Origin of the sequence: Novosphingobium fuchskuhlense, from assembly GCF_001519075.1 — a bacterium.
In the GTDB taxonomy this organism is placed as follows: Bacteria; Pseudomonadota; Alphaproteobacteria; order Sphingomonadales; family Sphingomonadaceae; genus Novosphingobium; species Novosphingobium fuchskuhlense.
The window spans coordinates 194,275-217,015 of sequence record NZ_KQ954245.1 but is presented as its reverse complement, the minus strand read 5'-3'; the positions used below and the strand labels follow the sequence as shown (position 1 = coordinate 217,015).

At 68.1% G+C, this 22,741-nt stretch carries 21 protein-coding genes; 13 read left to right on the top strand and 8 right to left on the bottom strand.

Features of this window, described 5'->3' with window-relative positions; genetic code table 11:
- The first annotated feature begins 14 nt into the window (after positions 1-14).
- Positions 15-482, top strand: a complete 468-nt coding sequence (locus tag AQZ52_RS10730; RefSeq protein ID WP_067910287.1) for an Hsp20 family protein — start codon at positions 15-17, stop codon at positions 480-482.
- A gap of 57 nt (positions 483-539) precedes the next feature.
- On the opposite strand, the gene AQZ52_RS10725 is transcribed toward AQZ52_RS10730, so the two are convergent.
- The 5 genes from AQZ52_RS10725 to tpiA all read right to left on the bottom strand — a co-directional run bounded on the left by AQZ52_RS10725 (position 540) and on the right by tpiA (position 5,769).
- Complete coding sequence (locus tag AQZ52_RS10725; RefSeq protein WP_067910284.1) at positions 540-1,862, bottom strand: alpha-amylase family glycosyl hydrolase; 1,323 nt, start codon at positions 1,860-1,862, stop codon at positions 540-542.
- A 53-nt stretch (positions 1,863-1,915) separates the two neighbouring features.
- Positions 1,916-2,614, bottom strand: a complete 699-nt coding sequence (locus tag AQZ52_RS10720) for a Crp/Fnr family transcriptional regulator (RefSeq protein WP_067910281.1) — start codon at positions 2,612-2,614, stop codon at positions 1,916-1,918.
- Between the two features lie 28 nt (positions 2,615-2,642).
- Complete coding sequence (locus AQZ52_RS10715) at positions 2,643-4,274, bottom strand: CTP synthase (protein WP_067910278.1); 1,632 nt, start codon at positions 4,272-4,274, stop codon at positions 2,643-2,645.
- Positions 4,275-4,444: 170 nt separating this feature from the next.
- Complete coding sequence (gene secG / locus AQZ52_RS10710) at positions 4,445-4,888, bottom strand: preprotein translocase subunit SecG (RefSeq protein ID WP_067910275.1); 444 nt, start codon at positions 4,886-4,888, stop codon at positions 4,445-4,447.
- A gap of 116 nt (positions 4,889-5,004) precedes the next feature.
- Positions 5,005-5,769 carry a triose-phosphate isomerase gene (gene tpiA, locus AQZ52_RS10705; protein ID WP_067912034.1) on the bottom strand — a complete coding sequence of 255 codons (765 nt, stop codon included), beginning with the start codon at positions 5,767-5,769 and terminating at the stop codon, positions 5,005-5,007.
- A 249-nt stretch (positions 5,770-6,018) separates the two neighbouring features.
- Between tpiA and AQZ52_RS10700 the strand changes: the two genes are divergently transcribed.
- The 9 genes from AQZ52_RS10700 (at position 6,019) to lexA (ending at position 14,910) form a co-directional block, all read left to right on the top strand.
- Positions 6,019-7,959 carry a SurA N-terminal domain-containing protein gene (locus tag AQZ52_RS10700; protein ID WP_067910271.1) on the top strand — a complete coding sequence of 647 codons (1,941 nt, stop codon included), beginning with the start codon at positions 6,019-6,021 and terminating at the stop codon, positions 7,957-7,959.
- A gap of 37 nt (positions 7,960-7,996) precedes the next feature.
- Positions 7,997-9,514, top strand: a complete 1,518-nt coding sequence (locus tag AQZ52_RS10695; protein WP_205626484.1) for an anthranilate synthase component I family protein — start codon at positions 7,997-7,999, stop codon at positions 9,512-9,514.
- A gap of 13 nt (positions 9,515-9,527) precedes the next feature.
- Positions 9,528-10,124 (top strand): anthranilate synthase component II, encoded by a 597-nt coding sequence (locus AQZ52_RS10690; protein ID WP_067910268.1) that lies wholly within the window; start codon positions 9,528-9,530, stop codon positions 10,122-10,124.
- Positions 10,121-11,116 (top strand): anthranilate phosphoribosyltransferase, encoded by a 996-nt coding sequence (trpD, locus tag AQZ52_RS10685; RefSeq protein WP_067910265.1) that lies wholly within the window; start codon positions 10,121-10,123, stop codon positions 11,114-11,116. The genes AQZ52_RS10690 and trpD overlap by 4 nt, the downstream gene beginning before the upstream one ends.
- On the top strand, positions 11,113-11,901 hold the full coding sequence (gene trpC, locus AQZ52_RS10680) for an indole-3-glycerol phosphate synthase TrpC (RefSeq protein WP_067910261.1): 789 nt from the start codon (positions 11,113-11,115) through the stop codon (positions 11,899-11,901). Before trpD ends, trpC begins: the two co-directional genes overlap by 4 nt.
- A complete protein-coding gene (locus AQZ52_RS10675; RefSeq protein WP_082697788.1) occupies positions 11,894-12,277 on the top strand; it encodes a reverse transcriptase-like protein in 384 nt (127 codons plus the stop codon). Before trpC ends, AQZ52_RS10675 begins: the two co-directional genes overlap by 8 nt.
- A 168-nt stretch (positions 12,278-12,445) precedes the next feature.
- Positions 12,446-12,916 (top strand): cyclic pyranopterin monophosphate synthase MoaC, encoded by a 471-nt coding sequence (moaC, locus tag AQZ52_RS10670; RefSeq protein WP_067910259.1) that lies wholly within the window; start codon positions 12,446-12,448, stop codon positions 12,914-12,916.
- Positions 12,913-14,121, top strand: coding sequence for a molybdopterin molybdotransferase MoeA (locus tag AQZ52_RS10665; protein WP_276203271.1), 1,209 nt, complete (start codon positions 12,913-12,915; stop codon positions 14,119-14,121). Before moaC ends, AQZ52_RS10665 begins: the two co-directional genes overlap by 4 nt.
- A gap of 78 nt (positions 14,122-14,199) precedes the next feature.
- Positions 14,200-14,910, top strand: coding sequence for a transcriptional repressor LexA (lexA, locus tag AQZ52_RS10660; protein ID WP_067910256.1), 711 nt, complete (start codon positions 14,200-14,202; stop codon positions 14,908-14,910).
- On the opposite strand, the gene AQZ52_RS10655 is transcribed toward lexA, so the two are convergent.
- A complete protein-coding gene (locus tag AQZ52_RS10655) occupies positions 14,904-17,063 on the bottom strand; it encodes a ComEC/Rec2 family competence protein (RefSeq protein ID WP_082697786.1) in 2,160 nt (719 codons plus the stop codon). The two genes, lexA and AQZ52_RS10655, sit on opposite strands and share 7 nt — an antisense overlap.
- Before the next feature lie 113 nt (positions 17,064-17,176).
- Here AQZ52_RS10655 and gltX point away from each other — a divergent pair, with 113 nt between their 5' ends.
- Genes gltX through AQZ52_RS10640 form a run of 3 tightly spaced genes read left to right on the top strand, consistent with a single transcriptional unit; the run spans position 17,177 to position 20,230 of the window.
- Complete coding sequence (gltX, locus tag AQZ52_RS10650) at positions 17,177-18,661, top strand: glutamate--tRNA ligase (protein ID WP_067910251.1); 1,485 nt, start codon at positions 17,177-17,179, stop codon at positions 18,659-18,661.
- Positions 18,662-18,721: 60 nt separating this feature from the next.
- Entirely contained in the window at positions 18,722-20,008 is a 1,287-nt protein-coding gene (locus AQZ52_RS10645) for a citrate synthase (protein ID WP_067910248.1), read from the top strand.
- A 30-nt stretch (positions 20,009-20,038) separates the two neighbouring features.
- Entirely contained in the window at positions 20,039-20,230 is a 192-nt protein-coding gene (locus tag AQZ52_RS10640; protein ID WP_067910245.1) for a hypothetical protein, read from the top strand.
- A 3-nt stretch (positions 20,231-20,233) separates the two neighbouring features.
- On the opposite strand, the gene AQZ52_RS10635 is transcribed toward AQZ52_RS10640, so the two are convergent.
- Both AQZ52_RS10635 and AQZ52_RS19090 read right to left on the bottom strand, forming a co-directional pair.
- Complete coding sequence (locus AQZ52_RS10635) at positions 20,234-21,652, bottom strand: sensor histidine kinase (RefSeq protein WP_240481592.1); 1,419 nt, start codon at positions 21,650-21,652, stop codon at positions 20,234-20,236.
- The gene (locus AQZ52_RS19090; protein WP_067910242.1) at positions 21,649-22,635 is read right to left on the bottom strand and encodes a hypothetical protein; all 987 of its coding nucleotides are present in this window, start codon (positions 22,633-22,635) and stop codon (positions 21,649-21,651) included. The genes AQZ52_RS10635 and AQZ52_RS19090 overlap by 4 nt, the downstream gene beginning before the upstream one ends.
- Positions 22,636-22,741 lie beyond the last annotated feature (106 nt).

Genomic DNA, 22,741 nt, shown 5'->3' with positions numbered 1-22,741 from the left:
CGAGGATTGCAGACATGGAACGTTTCGATTTCACCCCCTATCGCCGCTCGACTGTGGGCTTTGATCGCCTGTTCGACCTGCTCGAACGCCAGGCCCGCGCCAATGCCGGCGACAACTATCCCCCCTTCAACATCGAGCGCCGCGGCGATGACGAATACCGCATCACCCTCGCGGTAGCCGGGTTCAAGCCGCACGATCTCGACATCACCGCCCAGCAGAACCTGCTGGTCGTCAAGGGCCAGCGCACCGAAGCGCAGGACGGCCACTTCCTCCACGTCGGCATCGCCAACCGCGCCTTCGAGCGCCGCTTCGAACTCGCCGATTTCGTCCGCGTCGAGAGCGCCGATCTGGCTGACGGCCTCCTCATCATCGATCTGGTGCGCGAAGTGCCCGAGGCGATGAAGCCCAAGAAGGTGCTGATCGGCGGCAGCGATGCCAAACCGCTCACCGTCGTCGAGGGCGACACCAGCGCCGCAGCCTAACCGATCCCGGTATCTCCAGCGAACAGGGCGGTCCTTCACGGGCCGCCCTGTTTCGTATCAGCGCCGCTCCGAAATCACCCAGCGCCAGGGCGCAAGGCTGCGCGGCTTGCCGGCCACTCCATAGGTCTGTGCCTCGCCGGAGATATTGACCTCAACGCGCAGGTGGTCCCGGCCTGCGATCCGGCGGAACGCGAAGACCATGGGATTGCCGGTCTCGATGATCTCCAGATTGCCCGGCACATGCTCGCTCGAAAGCGCCGGATGCGCGTGTTTCAGCGCCAGCAGCGACTGGTAGAACGCCGCGCGCGGGAGCTTGCCCCACCGAATCGGGTCCTTGTCGAAGAACTTGAGCCGCTTATCGAGGCCTTCTTCTTGCCCGCTGTAGACCAGCGGCATCCCCGGCAAGGTCGCCGCCAGCACGGCCATGGCGTCCGAGCCGTCGCCGTAAAGCTCCCGGTCGGTGCCGTTCCACGAGTTTTCGTCGTGGTTGCTGGTGAAGGTCATGCGCATCGCGCCTGCCGGATAGCGGCGCGCGGGCGCTGTATAATGCTTCGCCAGATCGCGTGCGTCCGCCTTGCCCTTCGCCACGTCGATGAGGAGGTGGTAGAGCTTCCAGTCGTAAGACATGTCGAAGGCCCGCGCCTGCATCTCGGGCGTATCGGCCTCGGCCAGCAGGAACACCGGCTTCACCGCATCGAGCTCCCGGCGCGCCTGATCCCAGAATGCCACCGGCAGGGTCCACGCGACATCGCAGCGGAACCCGTCGATCCCTGTCTCTGTCAGCCAGAACTTCATCGCCGCGATCATCCCGTCGCGCACGGCCTGCTTGCTGTAGTCGAGCCCGATCACATCGGCCCAGACTTCCTCGTGATGATCGCTGAGGTCGGTGTAATGGTAGCCTTCCAGTTCGCCCGCCGCGCTGCGCTTGTACCAGTCGGGATGCTCGCGGGTCCACACGTGGTCCCAGCCCGTGTGGTTCGCCACCCAGTCGAGGATCACCTTGAAGCCCTGCCGGTGCGCCTCGGCCACAAGGTGCTTGAAATCGGCCATGTCGCCGTACTCGGGGTTCACCGCCAGATAGTCACTCACCGCATAATAGCTGCCGAGCGAGCCCTTGCGCTCCTGCTTCGCGATCGGATTGACCGGCATGATCCACAGCACGTCGACGCCCATCCGGCGCAGGCGCGGCAGATGTTTTTCGAAGGCGCGAAAGGTGCCTTCGGGCGTGTATTGCCGGATGTTGACCTCGTAGATCGTGGCCCGCTTCGACCAGGCCGGATGGCGGACCTCGCTCACCCCCTCGGTCAGCGGCAAGGCCTCGGCCGCATGGGCCAGACCGGGAAGCGCAAGCAGCGCGGCGAGCATGAGATGGCGGATCATGCCGCCATGGTTAGCGCGCCGTGCGCAGCCGGCCAGACGGCATTCGTATACGTTTACCAGGCTTCGGCGATATCAACCAGCGCTTCGCGGTCCAGCACCGTCACGCGCCCACCTTTCAGCGCGACGATCCCGCCGTCCGCCCAGGCAGAAAGCTGGCGGTTGATCTGCTCGCGCGACATGCCGGCGAAGTTGCCGAGTTCGCCCTGGCTCAGCGCGATCTTGAGGCGGGCTTCGCCCCCGGCCTCGCTGCCCTCCCCGCCCATCATCAGCCGCAGCAGGAAACGCGCAAGGCGGGGTCCGGAGGTATAGGCGCGGTCCGCCTCGATCACCGTGTTGTTCTGTCGCAGCCGCCGCGCCATCGCCTGCAGCAGTCGCATCGCCAGCCCCTGATGCTTGCCGACGATCTCGGAAAAGGCGGCGCGCGTCAGCCCCAGCGCCTCGACCGGCTCGATCGCCTCGACGCTCGCCGTGCGCTCCCCGCCATCCAGAAACGCGATCTCGCCCAGCACGGCGCCGCGCTCGGCATAGTCCAGCACGATCTCGCGGCCATTGGCAGCCACCATGCTGACGCGGGCGAGGCCCTTAAGCATGATCCACAGCGTATCGCCGGGATCGCCCTGCAGGATGATGGCGGTGCCCGGCTTGAAGCTGCGCACCGTGCCGCGCGCGGCAATGTCGGCCAATTCCTCGGGCGCGCAGCCTGCCAGCAGGCTGGAAGCGGTCAGCGTCTCGGCGAGTGTGGCGGCATCCATTTCCAGTCCCCCTCCCCGCGCCGACCGGTCAGACCAGGCGGGCCTGCTTCACCGCAGCGGTGATGAAGCTCCTGAACAGCGGATGCGGCTCGAACGGCCGGCTCTTGAGCTCGGGGTGGAACTGCACCCCGATGAACCACGGATGGTCTGGCCGCTCGACGATTTCCGGCAGCAGCCCGTCGGGCGACATGCCGGAGAACACGAGGCCGCCGCTCTCAAGCCGCTCGCGATAGGCAACGTTGACTTCGTAGCGGTGCCGGTGGCGCTCGCTGATCGCATCCGCCTCGTAGATCTGCGCGACATGGCTGTTGCCCGAAAGCTGCGCTTCGTAGGCGCCCAGCCGCATCGTGCCGCCCAGATCGCCGCCGGCGGCGCGAGTCTCCAGCCCCTCGGGCGTCATCCATTCGGTGATGATGCCCACCACCGGCTCTTCGGACGGACCGAACTCGGTCGAGCTCGCGCCCTTGATCCCGGCCAGATTCCGCGCGCCCTCGATGCAGGCCATCTGCATGCCGAGGCAGATGCCGAAGAACGGCACGCCGCGTTCGCGCGCAAAGCGCACGCTGGCGATCTTGCCTTCCGTCCCGCGCTCGCCAAATCCGCCCGGCACCAGAATGCCGTGCATCGGTTCCAGATGCGCCGCGATCTCGGCATCGTCCTTCTCGAAGATCTCAGCGTCGATCCAACGGATATTGACCTTCACGCGGTTGGCCATGCCGCCATGGACCAGCGCCTCGTTCAAGGACTTGTAGGCGTCTTGCAGGCCCACATACTTGCCCACGACGCCGATGGTCACTTCGCCTTCCGGGTTCTGGTGGCGGTCGACAATGTCGGTCCAGCGCGCGAGGTCCGGACCCGGGCTCGAAAGCCCGAAATGGCGCAACACTTCCGAATCGAGCCCCTCGCCGTGATACTGCAGCGGCACCGAATAGATGCTGCGCGCATCGAGCGCGGGGATCACCGCTTCCTTGCGCACGTTGCAGAAGAGCGCGATCTTGGCGCGCTCGTTCTCCGGCAGCGGCTTTTCGCAGCGGCACAGCAGGATATCGGGCTGGATGCCGAGCCCGGTCAGCTCGCGCACCGAATGCTGCGTCGGCTTGGTCTTCAGCTCGCCCGCCGCCGCGATATAGGGCACCAGCGTCACGTGGACGAAACAGGTCGCCTCGCGGCCCATCTCGTTGCGCAGCTGGCGGATCGCCTCGATGAACGGCAGGCTCTCGATATCGCCCACCGTGCCGCCGATCTCGCAGAGCACGAAATCGAGATCGTCGGTCTCGTCGCGCGCGAAGGCCTTGATCGCGTCGGTCACGTGCGGGATCACCTGCACCGTCGCGCCCAGGTAATCGCCGCGTCGCTCCTTGGCGATGATGTCGCGGTAGATGCGGCCCGAGGTGATGTTGTCCGATTGCCGCGCCGAAACGCCGGTGAAGCGTTCGTAGTGGCCAAGGTCGAGGTCCGTCTCCGCGCCATCGTCGGTCACGAAGACCTCGCCGTGCTGGTAGGGGCTCATCGTGCCCGGATCGACGTTCAGATAGGGGTCGAACTTGCGGATCCGCACCCGAAAGCCGCGCGCCTGCAACAGCGCCGCGAGGCTCGCTGCCATAAGCCCTTTGCCAAGCGAGGAGACCACGCCGCCGGTGATGAAAATGAACCGCGCCATGGGAGGTGGGCCTTACCGTCAGATGCTCACAATGCGCAAGGGTGCCGACCGGATTCGGACCGGCAATCCACAAGCGAAAGAACATGGACGAAAACAAACCGGCGCGGCCAGCCGCCGCAGGGCGGCCGGATGCACCGGGAACGGGTGCCGGACGAACCGGCGCTGGTGGATTACTGCTTGGCGCCGCCGGCGAGCGGATCCGCCGCGGCACCCTTGGCCGGTGCGGCCGAAGCGGGAGCTGCGGGCTGAGCCTGCGCCGGCCCTGCGGCGGGAACGCCCTGCACCGGAGCCGTCTGTCCCGGAGCCGTCTGGGCTGGCGCGAGCGGATCGGCCGGAAGCACCGGCGCGTTGCGATCAAGTGACGTATCGATCGTGCGATTCGAGGTCGTGCTGACCGCCAGCGCCGCCAGCACGATGCTGAGGCCGACGAACGCGGTCGCCAGCACGGTCGTCGCGCGGGTAAGGAAGTCCGCCGCGCCGCGCGCCGACATGAAGCCTGCCGGGCTGCCGCCGACGCCGAGACCGCCGCCTTCCGACTTCTGGATAAGGATCACACCGACCAGCGCGGCCGCAACCAGCGCCTGGATGACAGTGAGGAAGATGAAGAGAGACATTGCGTTCCGCCTGACAAGAATGAGGCGCATCTAGGGCGTGGCCGCGCCGCGCGCAAGGGCGCAGGCACCGGCCCGCCGGGCCCGCCGGGCCCGGCGCCTGCCGCCGCCGCCGATGCTCAGCCTTCCGGCTGCGCGGCCGCCGCCACGATCGGCAGGAAGGCATCGGCGGTCAGGCTCGCGCCGCCTACCAGCGCGCCGCCGACACCCGGCGCCGCCAGCAAGCTCGCCGCGTTCTCGCCGTTCACCGAACCGCCGTAGAGAATGCGGATCTTCTCCGCCTCCTCTCCAAAGATCGCGGCCAGCCGCACGCGCACGGCGACATGCATGGCGATCACGTCTTCCACCGCGGCGACCCGCCCGGTGCCGATCGCCCACACCGGTTCGTAGGCAACCGCAAGGCGGCTGGCGGCAACCGCCGCGCTCTCGCCCGCCGGAACCGAGCCCTCGATCTGCCGCGAAACCACAGCTTCGGCCGTGCCGGCATCGCGCTCCTCAAGCGTTTCGCCAACGCAGATGATCACGCCCAGCCCGGCCGCCAGCGCGGCTTCCGCCTTGGCGCGTACCAGCGCGTCGTCCTCGCCATGATCGCGGCGGCGCTCGCTGTGGCCCAGGATCACGAAATCCGCGCCAATATCGGCGAGCATCGCGGCAGAAACGTCACCCGTATGCGCGCCCTTGGCGGCGGTGTGGCAATCCTGCCCGCCGACGCCGATCGCGGTTACCGCTTCGCGCACGGAGCCCAGAAACGGAAACGGCGGCGCGAGGGCAATTTCGACATCGGGGTAGCGCTGCGCGGCGCGGTCGACCGCGCGCGCTTCGGAAAGCATGGCGCGGCTCCCGTTCATCTTCCAGTTGCCGACGATGTAGGGACGCTGGCTCATGAGACCCTGCATTTGTGCACGAGATGATTCCTCCTCATGCCGAGGCCGCTATCAAACCGGGGGCAGGTTTGCCAAGCGCGGCATCCGCAAAGTCGGTGATTAACTTCCGGGAGGGTTGCCCCCTTGGCAAATTGAATGGTTCGCCGCAGCGCGCGCCTTGCCGGTGCAGACCATTGCGGGAAACCGCTTTGCCCCCTAATGCGCCACGAGGATATTCTCCACCGTGTTCATTGCTAACGACAGGCCCCGATGCTCGGCTTCATCCGTTCCCTGACCAAGTCCCGTATCGGCGTTGCATTTGCGCTGGTGTTCCTCGGGCTTATCGCGCTCTCGTTCGCAGGCGCTGATCTTTCCGGTGCCAAGTTCGGCGGCAGCGGCAATGCCGACCGCGCGGTAACGGTAGGCTCGGCGCATATCGCCACGGCCGAAGTGCAGAAGGCCATGAGCAACGCGCTTGAAAACGCGCGCGAGCAAAGCCCCACTGCGACGATGAAGGAGTTCATTGCACAAGGGGCAATGGAGCAGGTGATCGACAGCCTGATCGACCGCGCCGCCGTGATGGAATGGGCAAGGCAGGGTTCGGTCGGCATGGCCGTCAGCAACCGCCTCATCGACAGCGAGATTTCGAAGATGCCGGCCTTCCAGGGGCCTGACGGCAAGTTCAGCCAGTCCGTCTACAAAGCGCTGCTCGGGCAGAAGGGCGTGTCCGAAACGCTGCTGCGCGACGATGTCGCCAAGGGGCTGATGGCGCGTGAGGTGCTGATCCCCGCAGGCGTCGGCGCAGCCATGCCGGAGAGCATGGTGATGCGCTACGCCGCCGTCCTCACCGAAACGCGCGAGGGCACGGTGCAGCTGATTCCCTCCGCCGCCTTCGCGCCAAAGACGCCGCCATCCGATGCCGATGTTGCCGCCTTCTACAAGGCCAACGCCGCCCGCTACCAGCGCCCTGAGCGCCGCACGATCCGTTACGCGGTGTTCGACGAAAGCGCGATCAAGGCGGTCGCCGCGCCGAGCGAGGCCGAAGTCGCCGCACGCTACAAGCTGGGCGCGGCCACTTATGCGCCGACCGAATCGCGCGCTTTCACACAGGTGATCGTGCCAACCGAGCCCGCCGCCAAGGCGCTCGCCGCCGAAATCGCGGGCGGCAAATCGATCGAGGCCGCAGCCGCTGCCAAAGGCCTCTCGGCCAGCAAGATCCCCGCCCTCACCCGCACCAAGCTCGAGAGCGATGCTTCTCCGGCGGTTGCCGCTGCGGTGTTTGCCGCCGCCAAGGGTACGCTTGCCGCACCGGCCAAGGGTGCGCTCGGCTGGCACGTGATCCGGCTCGACAGCGTGGTGCAGAACCCGGGCAAGACGCTCGACCAGGCGCGGGCAGAGATCGTCACCGCGATCACCGCCGAAAAGCGCAAGGCCGCGCTCGCCGATCTCTCGGCGAAGTTCGACGATGCTTTCGGTAGCGGCACCGGCCTTGCCGACGTCGCCAAGAGCGCCGGCCTCACCGTGATCACCACCGATCCCCTGCAGGCTGACGGCACCGTTCCGGGCCGCACCGATATCAAGCCGGGTCCCGATGTCGTCCCGCTGATCCAGTCCGCCTTCGCCATGGAACGCGAAGGCCAGCCGCAGGTTGCCGAGCTGAAGCAGGGCGAACGCTACGTCATCTACGACGTCGGCCAGATCACCCCGGCCGCACCGCCGCCGCTCGCCGAGATCAAGGACAAGGTCATGGCCGATCTCAACATCACGCGCGGCTTCGGCGCCGCCAAGGCCGCCAGCGAGAAGGTCATGGCCGCGCTCGCGAAGAAGGTACCGCTTGCCGAGGCGATCAAGGCTCTGGGCATCCCGCTGCCCGCGCCCGAGCAGGTCAACATGCCACGTCAGCAGCTCAATGCCATGCAGCCCAAGATCCCCTCGACGCTCCAGCTGATGTTCGAGATGGCGCAGGGCACGGCCAAGAAGCTCGAAGCCCCCGCCAAGGCCGGCTTCGTCGTCGTGGCGCTGAACAAGGTCACCCCCGGAACGATCAAGCCCGGCGATCCCTTCGCCGCCCGCGCCCGCGTCGAACTCGGCCAGCTGGCCGGCCGCGAATATGTCGACCAGCTGCGCGTGGCCGTGCGCGAGGCGGTCGGCGTGAAGCGCAACGAGGCGGCTATCGCAGCGCTGCGCACGCAGCTCTCCGGCGGCCAGTAAGGCCGTGGCGACGGCGTCGGACACGGCGGAGCCCGCGATCGCCGGCCTCCTGCCCGATGGCGGCAGCGCGGCCCGCGCCGCCCTCGCCGCCGGCCGCCCCGCGCTCGTCTGGCGCAAGCTCATCGCCGATACCGAAACCCCGGTCGGCGCCGCACTCAAGCTGATGCAGCCCGGCCGCGGCGATTTCCTGCTGGAATCGGTTGAAGGCGGCGAAGTGCGCGGGCGCTACAGCCTCCTCGGCCTCGATCCCGATCTCATATTTCGCGCCGAGGGCGGCGAGGCCGTCATCAACCGCCAGTGGCAGACCGACCGCGAGGCCTTTGCCCCCCATGGCGAACCCGCCCTCGCCGCGCTGCGCGCGCTGGTCGGCGAATGCCGCATCGATGTGCCCGAAGGCCTGCCCAAGTCGCTCGCCTGCCTCGTCGGCTATTTCGGCTACGAGACCATCGGCCTTGTCGAGAAGCTCCCGCGCGCCCCCGCCAGCGCGCTCGAACTGCCCGACATGCTCTTCGTGCGCCCCAGCGTCGTCCTCGTGTTCGACCGCCTGTCGGACGAACTCATCGCCGTCGCCCCCGTCTGGCCCGGTTCCGCAGCGCCCGAACGCCTCGTCGCCGCCGCGGCGGACCGCATCGACGCCGCCCTCGCGCGCCTCGCCGATCCCGTCCCCGCCGACCCGCGCCTCGAAGCCGCCGAACCGGCCGAGCGGACTGCCGTGATGGCACCCGAAGACTACGCCCGCATGGTCCTGCGCGCGAAGGACTACATCGAGGCGGGCGACATCTTCCAGGTCGTCCTTGCCCAGCGCTTCACCGTGCCCTTCCCGCTGCCCCCTGCCGCGCTCTACCGCTCGCTGCGCCGCATCAACCCCTCGCCGTTCCTCTATTTCCTCGATCTCCCCGGCTTCGCGCTCATCGGCTCGAGCCCCGAGATCCTCGTGCGCATCCGCGACGGCGAAGTGACCATCCGCCCCATCGCCGGCACCCGCCCCCGGGGCAAGACCGAAGCCGAGGACCGCGACAACGCGCAGAGCCTCCTCGCCGATCCCAAGGAGCGCGCCGAGCACCTCATGCTGCTCGATCTTGGCCGCAACGATGTCGGCCGCGTCGCCGCCGCCGGCACGGTCAAGGTCACTGAAAGCTACACCATCGAGCGCTACAGCCACGTCATGCACATCGTCTCGAACGTGGTCGGCAAGCTCGACACCACGCGGGCCGACAGCGTCGACGCGCTCTTCGCCGGCTTCCCCGCCGGCACCGTCAGCGGCGCCCCCAAGGTCCGCGCCTGCGAAGTGATCGCCGAACTCGAACCAGAAACGCGCGGGGCCTATGCTGGCGGCGTCGGCTATTTCGCCCCCGACGGCTCGGTCGACAGCTGCATCGTCCTGCGCACCGGCGTGCTCAAGGACGGCGTGCTCCACGTGCAGGCGGGCGCGGGCATCGTCGCCGACAGCAACCCCGAATACGAACAGCGCGAATGCGAAGCCAAGTCCGGCGCCTTGTTCGCCGCGGCGCGCGAGGCCCTGCGCGTCGCGTCCGAACCCCGCTTCGGCCAGTAAGGTTCCAAACCCTATGATCCTCGTCATCGACAACTACGACAGCTTCACCTGGAACCTCGTCCACTACCTCATGGAAATGGGCGCGAAGGTCGAAGTCGTGCGCAACGATGCGATGTCTGCCGGGCAGGCCATCTCTACCGGCGCGCAGGGGTTCCTGATCTCGCCCGGTCCCTGCACGCCCAACGAGGCGGGCATCAGCCTCGATCTCGTCGGCGCGGCGGCGGATGCGGGCGTGCCGCTGCTCGGCGTGTGCCTCGGCCACCAGTCGATCGGCCAGTATTTCGGCGGCCAGGTCGTGCGCGGCGGGCTGATGCACGGCAAGACTTCGCCCGTCACGCACGATGGCACCGGCCTGTTCGAGGGCCTCCCCTCGCCCTTCACTGCCACGCGCTATCACAGCCTCGTGGTCGAGAACGTGCCCGAAAGCCTCGTCGTCAACGCCACGTCAGATGATGGCCACGCCATGGGCTTCCGCCACGTCTCGCTCCCGATCCACGGCGTGCAGTTCCACCCCGAATCGATCGCGACCGAACATGGCCACGCCCTCCTCGCGAACTTCCTGAAGATGTGCGGGATCGCCGCGAAGTTGCCCACCCACCTCGCGGCATGACCACGCTTCCCGCAGTCACCGCCAGCCCGCTCGAGGAAGCCGAAGCCGAAGCCGCCTTCGCCGCGATCCTCGACGGTACTTTGCCGGACGAGGCCATCGCGCCCTTCCTCGTCGCGCTGGCGGAACGCGGCGAGACCGCCCCGGAAATCGCCGGCGCCGCCCGCGCCATGCGCGCCCGGATGATTCCGATTTCCGCACCCCCGAACGCCATCGACGTCTGCGGCACCGGCGGCGACGGCCACCACACGCTCAATGTCTCGACCGCCGTCAGCCTTGTCGTCGCGGCTTGCGGCGTCCCCGTCGCCAAGCACGGCAACCGCGCCGCCAGCAGCAAGGCCGGCGCGGCGGATACCCTCGAGGCCCTCGGCCTCAACCTCGATCGCGCCGCCGAAACCGCCGAACTGACCCTCGGCGACCTCGGCATCTGCTTCCTCTTCGCCCAGAAGCACCACCCGGCGCTCGGCCGGATCGCCCCCATCCGCAAAGCGCTCGGCCGTCGTACGATCTTCAACCTCATGGGCCCGCTGGCGAACCCCGCAGGCGTGCGTCGCCAGCTCGTCGGCATTGCCCGGCCCGCCTATGTGCCGATCTACGCCGAGGCCATCCGCCGCCTCGGCACCGATCACAGCCTCGTCGTCTCGGGCGACGAAGGCCTTGATGAACTCAGCCTCGCGGGCGGCAACGAACTCGCGCAAGTGCGGGACGGCAACGTGCTCATGCGCCGCGTGACGGCCGCCGATGCCGGTCTCGCCAGCGCCCCCGTCGATGCCCTGCGCGGCGGCGACCCCGCCACCAACGCCAAGGCCCTGCGCGCACTCCTGCAAGGCGAGCCCGGCCCCTACCGCGACGCCGTCCTCTTCAGCGCCGCCGCCGCGCTGATGGTCGCAGGCGAAGCCGCCGATTGGCACGAAGGCGTGGAGGAAGCCGCCGAAGCCATCGACAAAGGCCTTGCCAACGCGCTCCTCAACTGCTGGATCGCGGCGCTGAAATGACCGACACGCTCACCAGAATCTGCGACACCAAGCGCGAGGAAGTCGCCGCTCGCAAGGCCTCGGCCACGCTCGCCGATCTCGCCGCACGCGCCAGCGAGCAGACCGTCCCGCGCGGCTTCGAGGCCGCTCTGCGCGCAAAGGCCGAAACCGGTTTCTCGCTGATCGCCGAAATCAAGAAGGCCAGCCCCTCCAAGGGCCTGATCCGCGCCGACTTTGATCCCCCGGCCCACGCCCGCGCCTACGAACAAGGCGGCGCGACCTGCCTCTCGATCCTTACCGATGCGCCCTATTTCCAGGGCCACGAGGACTACCTCGTCGCCGCGCGCGCTGCCTGCACCCTGCCGGTGCTGCGCAAGGACTTCATGGTCGATCCCTGGCAATGCGCCGAAGCCCGCGCCATCGGGGCGGACGCGATCCTGATCATCGTCGCCGCGCTGGAAGATGGCCAGATGGCCGAGATCGAGGCCGCCGCGCGCGAACACGACATGGACGTCCTCGTCGAGGTGCACAACGAAGCCGAGATGGAGCGCGCTGCGCGCCTCCGCTCGCGCCTGATCGGCGTCAACAACCGCGATCTCAAGCGCTTCGTCACCGATCTCGGCACCACCGCGCGCCTCGCCCCGCTCTCGCCCGAAGGCGCGTTCCTCGTGGCAGAAAGCGGCATCAACAGTCATGCAGATGTGCTCTCGCTTGCAGCGTCCGGCGCCAAGGCCTTCCTCGTCGGGGAAAGCCTGATGCGCCATGCCGACGTGACGGCGGCCACCCGCGTTCTGCTCGGTGCCTGAGCAAGCCCTCAAGCTGTTCTTCGATGGCGGCTGCCGCCCCAACCCCGGCATGATGGAAACCGCGGTCGCGGCGCGGGGCCGGGTCTGGCATCGCCCCGCCATCGGCCAGGGCACCAACGATCATGCCGAATGGCAAGCCCTGCTCGATGCACTCGCTGTCGCCCGCGAGCTCGGTGCGACCGATATCGTCCTCCTTGGCGATTCTGCTTTTGTCGTTGCACAAGCCAGCGGTACGCTGAGAGCCGGCGCCGACTTCGCACCATTTCTCGCCAGTTACCGCGAACATAGCGCCCAGTTTGCCCGTGTCCGCATCCGCCGGATCAAGCGCGCGCAGAACCTCGCCGGCATCGCGCTGGCCAAGGCCTGGCCCCGCTGAGCGCTATCAGCATTGCCATCTGTCCTACACCGTCCGGTTATGGCATCACGGCCCAATGAAACCGCGCTTTTCCCTTGTCTCCCGGCCATTTGATCCCGCCATGCCACCGGCCCCGGAGTTTTCCCTCAGGACTGTGTCAACTGTGTCAACCTTGTTGGATTTGAGGGCATGAGCGAGCTGACCCATCTCGATGCCCAGGGCCGCGCCCGCATGGTCGATGTCGGCGGCAAGGCAGAGACGCAGCGCGTCGCTGTCGCGCTCGGCCGCATCCGCATGAACGCCGCCACCCTCGCCGCCCTGCGCGATGGCACCGCGCCCAAGGGCGATGTGCTCGCCGTCGCGCGCATTGCCGGGATCATGGCGGCCAAGCGCACGGCAGAGCTGATCCCGCTGTGTCACCCGCTCGCGCTCGATGCCGTCAGCGTCGAGTTCGCCTTCGTGGGCGACGGCGTCGAAGCCCGCGCCACGGCCTCGCTCACCGGCCGCACCGGCGTGGAAATGGAAGCGCTCACCGCCGTCTCGGTCGCGCTGCTTACCGTCTACGACATGGCCAAGGCCATCGACAAAGGCATGGTCATCTCGGAGATCCGCCTCGTCGAAAAGCGCGGCGGCAAATCGGGCGATTGGCGCGCACCTTGAACAACCAGACCCCCGCACGCCCGAACCCGCCCCTCCCGCTCGAGGAAGCGCAGCGCCGCCTGATGGCGATAGCCCCCGTGCTGCCGATCGAACACCGCGCCACCGCCGATTGCCTCGGCTTCCCGCTCGCCGAACCGCTGACCGCGCTGCGCACCCAGCCCGCCGCCGATGTCTCCGCGATGGACGGCTATGCCCTGCGCGCTGCCGATCTCCCCGGCCCCTGGCGCGTGATCGGGGAAAGCGCCGCCGGCCGCCCCTTTGCCGGCGTGGTCGGCCCGGGCGAGGCCGCGCGCATCAGCACCGGTGCGCTCGTGCCCGCCGGTGCGGACATGGTCCTGATCCAGGAAGACGCCGCGCGCGAAGGCGACCGCCTGACCCTCACCGGCACGCCGCCCGAGCCGCCGCATCGTCATATCCGCCCTGCCGGCATGGATTTCCGCCGCGGCGATATGCTGATGGCCCCCGGCACACGGATCGGGCCGGCGCAGATCGCGCTCGCCCTCACTGCCGGCCATGCCCACCTGCCAGTCCGCCGCCAACTCCACCTCGCAGTGATCGACGGCGGCGACGAACTGGCCGCCCCCGGCGCGAACCTTGCCGACCACCAGCTTCCCGCCAGCAACAGCGCCATGCTCGCCGCGCTCGCCGCCCAGCCGGCGGTGCGGATCACCCGGACCGGCCCCGTGCCCGACCGGCTCGAAGCGCTCCAGGCCGCGTTCGATGCGGCACGCGACGCCGACGTCATCGTTACCAGCGGCGGCGCTTCGGTCGGCGATCACGATCTGGTGCGCCCGGCCCTTGCCGAACTCGGCGCGGAGCTTGCCTTCTGGCGCGTCGCGATCAAGCCGGGCAAGCCGCTCCTTGTCGCGCGGCGCGGCGCGCAGGTGATCCTCGGTCTGCCCGGCAACCCCGCTGCCGCCTTCGTCACCGGCTTCCTTTTCCTCCTGCCCTTGATCCGCGCCGCGCTGGGCGCGGCCGATGCCATGCCCCGCCCGATCCCCGCCGCGCTCAGCGAATCTATGCCGGCCGGCGGCAGCCGCATGGAGTTCCTGCGCGCCGTGTGGGATGCCGGCACGGTCTCGCTTGATGGCCTTCAAGACAGCGGCGCGCTGTCCTCGCTGGCCCGCGCCAATGCTCTCGTGGTCCGGCCGGCTCATGCGCCCGAGGCACCGGCGGGTCAGTTTGTTCCGGTATACCTGCTGTAAATGCGCGGAATTGCTTGACGCATAAAATTTCGTTGCTTATTCGTTCCGCATTCGTTCACCAAACGGGAGTGCGCACGAATGCTAACGCGCAAGCAGCATGAACTGCTGACCTTCATCCAGACACGTCTCGAAGATTCCGGCATCTCCCCCTCGTTCGAGGAAATGAAGGAAGCGCTCGATCTCAAGTCGAAGTCGGGCGTGCACCGTCTGATCTCGGCGCTGGAAGAACGCGGTTTCATCCGCCGCCTGCCCAACCGCGCACGCGCGCTCGAAGTGATCCGTGACAGTGACGCGGGCGGCGCCAAGCCAGCCAGCCGCGCCTCTGCCTCCGTCACTGTGGCGGGCACGTCTTCGGCCGCACTGGCTCCGCTGCGCAGTCCCGCTCCGGCGCGCCAGCCCGCGAACGACGTGATCGAGATCCCGCTCCACGGCCGCATCGCCGCCGGTGTTCCGATCGAGGCGCTCGAAGGCACCTCCACCCTTCCCGTCCCTGCCGCCCTGCTCGGCGCGGGCGAGCACTATGCGCTTGAAGTATCGGGCGACTCGATGGTGGAGGCAGGCATTCTCGATGGCGACTATGCACTCGTGCGCCGCACGGACAACGCGCGTGACGGCGAAATCGTGGTCGCGCTAGTCCGCGGCGAGGAAGCGACGCTCAAGTACCTCAGGCGCGAACGCGGCATGGTCCGGCTCGATCCGGCCAATGCGGCCTACGACCCGCAGTACTACCAGCCGGATGAAGTCCAGGTTCAGGGCAAGCTCGCGGGGCTGCTGCGCCGCTATCACTGAGATGGTGCGGGGCCTGGCGCTCCGGTAGCGACAGGCCCGGACCGCCGCGCGGCGAATGGATGAGATCCCGGCTGCCGGGGCAGTGGACGGTGGAACCAGCCATGCTCGCCCTGCGTCTCCGCCACGCTGCGCACCCGGCCTGAAACAAGATCGATGGCAAGGCCGCCCGTCTGGCCCAGCAGCGCGCGGTCGGCCTTGAGCAGGCGGGGCTTGCAGGCGCTCGGCAAGCGGCGGTCGGCCACCACGATATCGGCGCGGGCGCAAGCAGCCGCCAGCACGGGCACGGGGACGAGGTCCTTCCCCCGCGCCATCAGCATATCGAACCGCCGCCCGCCGCGCACCAGCGTGATCGCACAGAAGTCCGGATTGCACCGCGCGCCCTTCCAGTCCTCCAGCGCGACGGCATCGCCCGTCATTCCTGCATTTTCGAGCAGCGCCGTGCGGGTATAGCTTTCTTCCCGCACCGCCCGCAGCACGAGGAGATCAGGCCCCTCACCGGTAATGCCGACATGATGCCCATCGCCCGAGACAAGCACATCGGGCGTCCGCGTCAGCACCAGCGCCAACACGCCCAGCGCGATCGGCGCGAAGCCCCAGAGCCGCACCCGCCCGCTCCACAGCGCAAGCCACAGCAGCCCGGCGACAAAGAGCCCGAAGGTTGCACCGCTCATCCCAGGCATCATCGTCACCGCACCCGGCTGCGCGGCCACCAGATGCGCGAGCCACAGCAGCAGTTCGAGCGACTTGCCCACCGCCCACCATGCCGGTGCGCCAAGGCCGAAGATGTCGAGCGCGAGCGCCAGCGCGATCAGCGGCATGGTGAGCACGGTTGTCAGCGGGATCGCGATGACGTTCGCGGCCGCGCCATAGATGCCGGCACGGTGGAAGTGGAACAGGCTGATCGGCATGAGCGACAGCTCGATGACGAGGCCGGTCAGCAGCAGCATGGCGAGATGGCGCCCCATCCGCGTGACGCGCCCTTCGTGACTGTGCGCGAGGAACGCCTTGGCCGGCGCCGCCGTGCTGAACGCGACGATGGCGATCACCGAGGCGAAGCTCATCTGGAAGCTGGGCCCCAGCACCGCCTCGGGCCAGAGCAGCATGACGATCAGCGCCGCAGTGGCCAGCAGCCTGAGCGACAGCGGATCGCGCCCGAGCGCCAGCGCGGCGAGTACCAGCAAAGAGCCCGCGACCGAACGCACCGTCGGCACTTCGGCGCCGGTCAGCACGGTGTAGAACAAGCCCACACCGGCCCCGACCGCCGCAGCGAGCAACGGGAGGCGGACACGCAGCGCGATGAACGGGAACAAGGCCAGCAGCCGGATCGTCAGGAAATAAGCACCCGCAATCACGGCACTGACATGGAGACCGCTGATCGACAGCAGGTGCGTGAGGCCCGCATCGCGCATCGCCTCCTCGTCGGTTTCGGCAATCGCACCGCGGTCGCCGCTGGCAAATGCGGCTGCAATCGTGCCGGGGGAGCCTGAAAGCTGCGCGCGGACATGGTCTGCAAGCCGCTGCTGCCACTGCCGCAGCGACCAGCTCTCGTGCGCCGGCGCGATGAGGGTCACCGGCCCGATCACGTTGCCGGTGGCGGCCAGGCCCTGGAACCACGCGGCGCGCGCAAAATCGTAGGATCCTGGCAGCATCGGCGGCGCGGGCGGCATGAGCCGGGCGCGCAGGCGGACCTCGGCGCCTTCGACAAGGCCGGGCTGATCGTTCTCGTCCGGCAGGTTGAGCCGCACCTGCAGCGGTTCGGGATGGCCCTCCACCTGCGCGCGGAGCAGCAGGCGCACCCGGTCGCGCGCGCCTTCGACTTGCCGGTCCAGCACGCGGCCCTGCATCATCGCCACTTCCGGCCGCGCGATCCCGGGCTGCCCTACCAGTGCCGACTTGACCCAGATCGCGGTGCAGCCCGCAGCCAGCATCAGCGCCATGCCGATCAGCGCGCTGCGCAGATGGCCCAGATCACCCTCTGCATCGATGAGGAGGCCGGCCATCGCCGCCGCACCGCACAATGCGAGGAAGCCTGCCCACTGCCACGGCCCCGGCAGCACCGCCCAGCAAGCGATTCCAATGCCAAAGCCGACCGCCAGCCACGGTCCGCGCTCGAACGGCCGGCTGCCAAGGAACGCCTCAATGGTGCGGTGCATGCTGGACAAGGCGGCAAGTTTGTCCCAGAGGCGTGTCCGCCACGCCGCAGGTTCACCGAGAGGTAGGGCCGAGGTTGGCGGCATGGCCGGGATTAGGAAGGATTGCGCCCGCAATGGCAAGCGCCAGTGACACCGTTTCTGCAGGATCAGGCGCGCGCACGGCCGCCGAGCGGAAGGGCGTGGTCACCCGGTTCGCGCCTTCGCCCACCGGCTATCTTCACATCGGCGGTGCCCGCACCGCGCTGTTCAACTGGCTTTTCGCGCGCCATCATGGCGGCACCTATCTGCTGCGCATCGAGGATACCGACCGCGCCCGTTCGACCGAACCGGCGATCGCGGCGATCTTCGATGGCCTGAACTGGCTGGGTCTGGGCGGCGATGAGGAGCCGGTGTTCCAGTTCGCGCGGTCCGATCGCCATGCCGAAGTCGCGCACAAGCTGCTTGCGGCAGGGCACGCCTACCGCTGCTACCTCAGCCAGGAGGAGCTCGCCGCCCGCCGCGCCGCCGCGCAGGCCGAGCGCCGCCCGTTTCGCATCGAAAGCGAATGGCGGGATGCCGATCCGGCGACCTGGCCGGAAGGCCAGCCCTGGGTGGTGCGCATCAAGGCCCCCCGCGATGGGGCAACGACCATCGACGACCTCGTGCAGGGCCCGATCACCGTCCAGAATGCGGAAATCGACGACTACGTCATCCTGCGCAGCGACGGCACGCCGACCTACATGCTCGCCGTGGTGGTCGACGATCACGACATGGGTGTCACCCACGTGATCCGCGGCGATGACCACATCAACAATGCCTTCCGCCAGCTTGTGATCATCCGCGCGATGCAGGCGATCGAAGGCGAGGACGGAGAGGCGGGCTGGGAAGACCCGGCCTATGCCCACATCCCGCTGATCCATGGCGCGGACGGCGCGAAGCTCTCCAAGCGCCACGGTGCGCTGGGCGTCGATGCCTATCGCGACGAGCTGGGCCTTCTGCCCGAAGCCGTGTTCAACTACCTGCTCCGGCTTGGCTGGGGCCACGGCGATGCCGAGATCATCAGCCGCGAGCAGGCGGTGGAATGGTTCGAGATCGGCGATGTCGGCAAAGGCGCGGCGCGCTTCGACCTCAAGAAGCTGCTGAATTTCAACGGCCACTACATTCGCGAGGCGGAAGACGCCCGGCTGGCCGGACTGGTCGCCGATCGGCTGGGCGGTCTTGACGGGACGGGTCTCGCCCTCCTCGCCAAGGCCATGCCGGTGCTCAAGGTGCGCGCGGCGGATCTCCTTGAACTGGCTGCCGGTGCCCGCTTCCTCTTCGCGCAGCGCCCGCTGGCGCTCGACGAAAAGGCGGCAGGCCTCCTGACCGACGAGGCGCGCGCGCTGCTCGGTGCGATGGCGGAGCGGCTGGCCGCCGAGGAATGGGCTGCGGAAGCGCTCGAAGCCGCGCTCAAGGCCATGGCGGAAGAACGCGGGCTCGGCCTCGGCAAGCTGGCGCAGCCGCTGCGCGCCGCGCTGACCGGCACGACTACCTCACCGGGAATTTTCGACGTACTGGTCTTGCTGGGCCGAGACGAGTCGCTCGCCCGGATTGCAGACCAGGCCGCAATGGCCGCGTGATATGACTTTCCGGGCCCCGGCCCGAACCCGACAAACGACGCATAAACAGGAGGGTAGATCGTGAGCGACAACCAGGCGACCCTGAACGATGGCGACAAGACCATCTCGATGCCGATCAAGGGCGGCACGATCGGTCCCGATGTCATCGACATTCGCAAGCTCTATGCCGAGACCGGCAAGTTCACTTACGACCCGGGCTTCACCAGCACGGCGAGCTGCGACAGCGCGCTGACCTACATCGACGGCGACGAGGGCGTGCTGCTCCACCGCGGCTATCCGATCGGCCAGCTGGCCGAGCATTCGAGCTTCATGGAAGTAAGCTACCTGCTGCTCAACGGCGAGCTGCCCTCGGCCGACGAGCTGGCCCAGTTCAGCCGCACGATCACGCGCCACACCATGGTCCACGAACAGCTTTCGGTCTTCTACCGCGGCTTCCGCCGTGACGCGCATCCGATGGCGATCATGTGCGGCGTCGTTGGCGCGCTTTCGGCGTTCTACCACGATTCGACGGATATCTCGGATCCGGAACAGCGCAAGATCTCCGCGCACCGCCTGATCGCCAAGATGCCGACGATTGCGGCGATGGCCTACAAGTATTCCGTCGGCCAGCCCTTCGTCTACCCGCGCAACGACCTCTCCTACACCGGCAACTTCCTGCGCATGACCTTCGCGGTCCCGGCAGAGGAGTACGAGGTGAACCCGATCGTCGAGCGCGCGCTCGACCGCATCTTCATCCTCCATGCCGATCACGAGCAGAACGCCTCGACCTCGACCGTACGTCTCGCCGGTTCCTCGGGCGCCAATCCGTTTGCCTGCATCGCGGCGGGCATTGCCTGTCTGTGGGGCCCGGCGCATGGCGGCGCAAACGAGGCCGCGCTCAACATGCTGAAGGAAATCGGCACGCCCGATCGCATCCCGCACTACATCGCGCGCGCCAAGGACAAGAACGATCCGTTCCGCCTGATGGGCTTCGGCCACCGCGTCTACAAGAACTACGACCCGCGCGCGACGGTGATGCAGCAGACGGTGCGCGAGGTGTTCGCCTCGCTCAAGGTCACCGATCCGCTGTTCGAGACGGCGCTGCAGCTGGAGGAGATTGCGCTCAACGATCCCTACTTCATCGACAAGAAGCTGTTCCCCAACGTGGACTTCTATTCGGGCATCATCCTTTCGGCGATCGGCTTCCCGACCGCGATGTTCACCGCGCTCTTCGCGCTGGCCCGCACGGTCGGCTGGGTGGCGCAGTGGAACGAAATGATCAGCGATCCCGGCCAGAAGATCGGCCGCCCGCGCCAGCTCTACACCGGCCCGGCGCAGCGCGACTACGTTCCTGTCGACAAGCGCTGAGACCGGCGCGCCCATCCCGAGGAGAGTGAGATGACCCTGGTTCTGCGTGTTCTGGGCGTGCTCGCTCTCCTCATGGGCCTGCTCTGGATGGGCCAGGGGGCTGGCCTGATCATGTGGCCGGCGTCCAGCTTCATGCTGGAGCAGAAGATCTGGATTCTGTGGGGTGGCGTGCTGGCGCTGGCCGGGACGGGCCTGCTCGTTCTGGCGCAGCGCCGCCGATAAATCCTAGGCGCCGCGGTCCGGCGGCAGGGTGAGCTCGAAGCGCGCGCCTTCTCCGGGCGCGCTGGTTACCACGAGATCGCCGCCCATCGCCTGCGCGAGATGGCGCGAGATGTAGAGGCCAAGGCCGCTTCCACCGTCACCGCTGCGGCCCAGCCGTTCGAACTTGTTGAACACACGCTCCGCCTGCTCGGCGTCGAGCCCCTGCCCTTCGTCCTGCACCGCGATCCAGGCACCGCGCGCGTCCTCGCCGGTCTCGAGCCTGACCACCGAGCCTTCCGGGCTGTAGCGGATCGCGTTGGTGACGAGGTTGAGCAGAACCTGAAGCACGCGCCGGAACTCTCCGATCGCCGGCACATGCGCCGTTTCACCGGGCGTGCGGAGCGTGATGCCGCGCTCCTGCGCGCGAACCGAGAGAATGCCCGCGGCGCGGCGTGCGCAATCGGCCAGATCAATCCGGTCCGGCGCCGGCGCGAACCCCGGTGCCTCGACCGCTTCCAGATCGGCGAGGTCCTCGATGAGGCTCATGAGGTGGCGGCCTGCATCTGCGATGTCGCGGGCATAGCCGGCGTATTCCTCGGCCAGCGGCCCCGCCAGCCGGGTGCGGATGGTCTCTGCATTGGCGATGATACGCGTGATCGGTTGGCGCAGTGCCGGGGCCAGCTCGCGGCCCAGCAAGCGGCTCCAGCCGGGTTCGGAAGCTCCGGCGTTCGTGGCCGCGTCCGGTGCCGGGGTCGGCTTCGGGGTCGGCTCTGGCAGGGTCTCGGCCGTCTCGGGCACCGCCAGCAGGGTAAAGCCGCCCTGCACGCGCGGGATGATCCGCGCCCGCCAGCTGCGCGGCGAACCCAGGACCGAGAACGGCGCGTCATCCAGCAACCGCCAGTGCAGCGGCCCCTGCCGCGTGGTCATGAGATCGCTCACCCGTTCGATCCGCACGAACTCGGTCCAGTAGCGACCACGTCCGGCTTCGAGCGCAGCAGCCAGGCCGGCAAGATCGCCCGCACGCACATTGGCGGCGATAACGCGCTGCGCATCGTCGAGCAGGATTTCGGCCTCGGCAAGATGGCGCAGCAGGGCCTCGGACACCGGGGTTTCGGCGGCGGCTTCCTCGCTCTGATGCCACTGGCTGAGCTCGATGGCGGTGCCATCACCTTCGGGAGTCACGAGCGCCCAGGCCGCGACCGACCGGCCCTCGTCGACCGACTGGATGGCGCGCGATGCAGACTGTCCCGTCCGCCGCACACGGCGCACGAGCGAAAGCAGCGCAGGCATGACGATGGCGCCGGGGACTGCACCACCGGCGCGAATCTGGAAGCCGGCGAGCGGCTCGTCGGCCGCGACCAGATGGTCAGCGCCATCGGTGCGGGCGCGGATGAGGCCACTCGGCGTGGTCGGTGCCGTACCCTGTTCGCGCAGCGCGCTCACATCCGGTCTCCCGCTTGCACAAGCAGCGCGGCGGCGGCAGCGGGCGTGAGCTCTGCATGGCCTCCGGGCAGGACCGCATCCGGGTGCAGCGCCTGGGCGGTGGCGACGACGGCGGTCGACGAAAGCCCGCATGCCCTGAGTGCGAGCATCAGGCGTGGCAGCTGGCTGTCAACCGTTGCCATGATCGCCGCCTCGCGGGAGAGGCCCGAACCGCGCGCGAACGCCGTGAGGAACATGGCGAAACCAGCCTTGTCGAGGTCGAGCGCAGCGCCGGCCTCGCCGCCCATGCTGTCGAGCAGGCTGCTCATTCGCGCGAGGCGCGAACGCGTCTCGTCGATCCGCGCGCGCACGCTTCGCTCGGCGACAACCGCATAGGACTCCGACGAAGCGTCGACGCCGACATGACCCCGCAAGGTCATGAGCGCCATGTGGACGAGATCGCCTGGCAATTCCTCCAGCGGCAGCTGCATGCGCCGCTGGTTTTGGCAGAACCGGGCCTGCGCGGCGAGCAGGCCCATCGCCCCCGCAGAGACCTCGGCATCGGTATCGGCCATGCGGGACTGGAGCAGCGGCGGGAGCACGGGGTCGAGCCCACGGCTGCGCTCAAGCCGGGACGTCCATTGCCATTCCAGCGCAAGCGTGTGAAAATGTTCGAGAAAGGCGGAATTATCGGCCAACAGATGGGCGAGTTCGTCTGCCGCCTCATGAGCCCAGCCTTCCGGCTCGGCATGACCCGCCGCTTCGGCCAGCGCCACCACCAACTGGCGTGCCACATCGAGGAACATTCCCCGCACGCGCGCGATGATCTCGTCACTGAAGATCGAATTATCGTCGCTGCGCAGGAGATGACGCAGGATCGGCACGACATTGGCAATCGCCCCGCGCGCGGCGGCAATATCCTCTGCCATGCGCGAAGCGCTCGCGCCTGCCGATGTGCCGGCTGGTCTGCCGGTCTGAATGCCCGAAGGTGCGGGGATGGCCATGATTGCCAGCCTTAACCCGGCCTGGTTAATTCGGGGTTAGAAAACGGGAGGGCACCGGCAGCTCCGGGTTTCCACCGGGGCAGCACAAAATGCTGGTCCGACCCTG

What these genes read in the sequence shown, in the direction of transcription:
- AQZ52_RS10725 (WP_067910284.1), bottom strand. Translation starts at nt 1,862, where the DNA reads ATGATCCGCCATCTCATGCTCGCCGCGCTGCTTGCGCTTCCCGGTCTG.
- trpC (WP_067910261.1), top strand. Translation starts at nt 11,113, where the DNA reads ATGACCGACACGCTCACCAGAATCTGCGACACCAAGCGCGAGGAAGTC.
- AQZ52_RS10730 (WP_067910287.1), top strand. Translation starts at nt 15, where the DNA reads ATGGAACGTTTCGATTTCACCCCCTATCGCCGCTCGACTGTGGGCTTT.
- trpD (WP_067910265.1), top strand. Translation starts at nt 10,121, where the DNA reads ATGACCACGCTTCCCGCAGTCACCGCCAGCCCGCTCGAGGAAGCCGAA.
- AQZ52_RS10715 (WP_067910278.1), bottom strand. Translation starts at nt 4,274, where the DNA reads ATGGCGCGGTTCATTTTCATCACCGGCGGCGTGGTCTCCTCGCTTGGC.
- AQZ52_RS10720 (WP_067910281.1), bottom strand. Translation starts at nt 2,614, where the DNA reads ATGGATGCCGCCACACTCGCCGAGACGCTGACCGCTTCCAGCCTGCTG.
- lexA (WP_067910256.1), top strand. Translation starts at nt 14,200, where the DNA reads ATGCTAACGCGCAAGCAGCATGAACTGCTGACCTTCATCCAGACACGT.
- secG (WP_067910275.1), bottom strand. Translation starts at nt 4,888, where the DNA reads ATGTCTCTCTTCATCTTCCTCACTGTCATCCAGGCGCTGGTTGCGGCC.
- AQZ52_RS10640 (WP_067910245.1), top strand. Translation starts at nt 20,039, where the DNA reads ATGACCCTGGTTCTGCGTGTTCTGGGCGTGCTCGCTCTCCTCATGGGC.
- AQZ52_RS10700 (WP_067910271.1), top strand. Translation starts at nt 6,019, where the DNA reads ATGCTCGGCTTCATCCGTTCCCTGACCAAGTCCCGTATCGGCGTTGCA.
- AQZ52_RS19090 (WP_067910242.1), bottom strand. Translation starts at nt 22,635, where the DNA reads ATGGCCATCCCCGCACCTTCGGGCATTCAGACCGGCAGACCAGCCGGC.
- moaC (WP_067910259.1), top strand. Translation starts at nt 12,446, where the DNA reads ATGAGCGAGCTGACCCATCTCGATGCCCAGGGCCGCGCCCGCATGGTC.
- gltX (WP_067910251.1), top strand. Translation starts at nt 17,177, where the DNA reads ATGGCAAGCGCCAGTGACACCGTTTCTGCAGGATCAGGCGCGCGCACG.
- AQZ52_RS10655 (WP_082697786.1), bottom strand. Translation starts at nt 17,063, where the DNA reads ATGCACCGCACCATTGAGGCGTTCCTTGGCAGCCGGCCGTTCGAGCGC.
- tpiA (WP_067912034.1), bottom strand. Translation starts at nt 5,769, where the DNA reads ATGAGCCAGCGTCCCTACATCGTCGGCAACTGGAAGATGAACGGGAGC.
- AQZ52_RS10690 (WP_067910268.1), top strand. Translation starts at nt 9,528, where the DNA reads ATGATCCTCGTCATCGACAACTACGACAGCTTCACCTGGAACCTCGTC.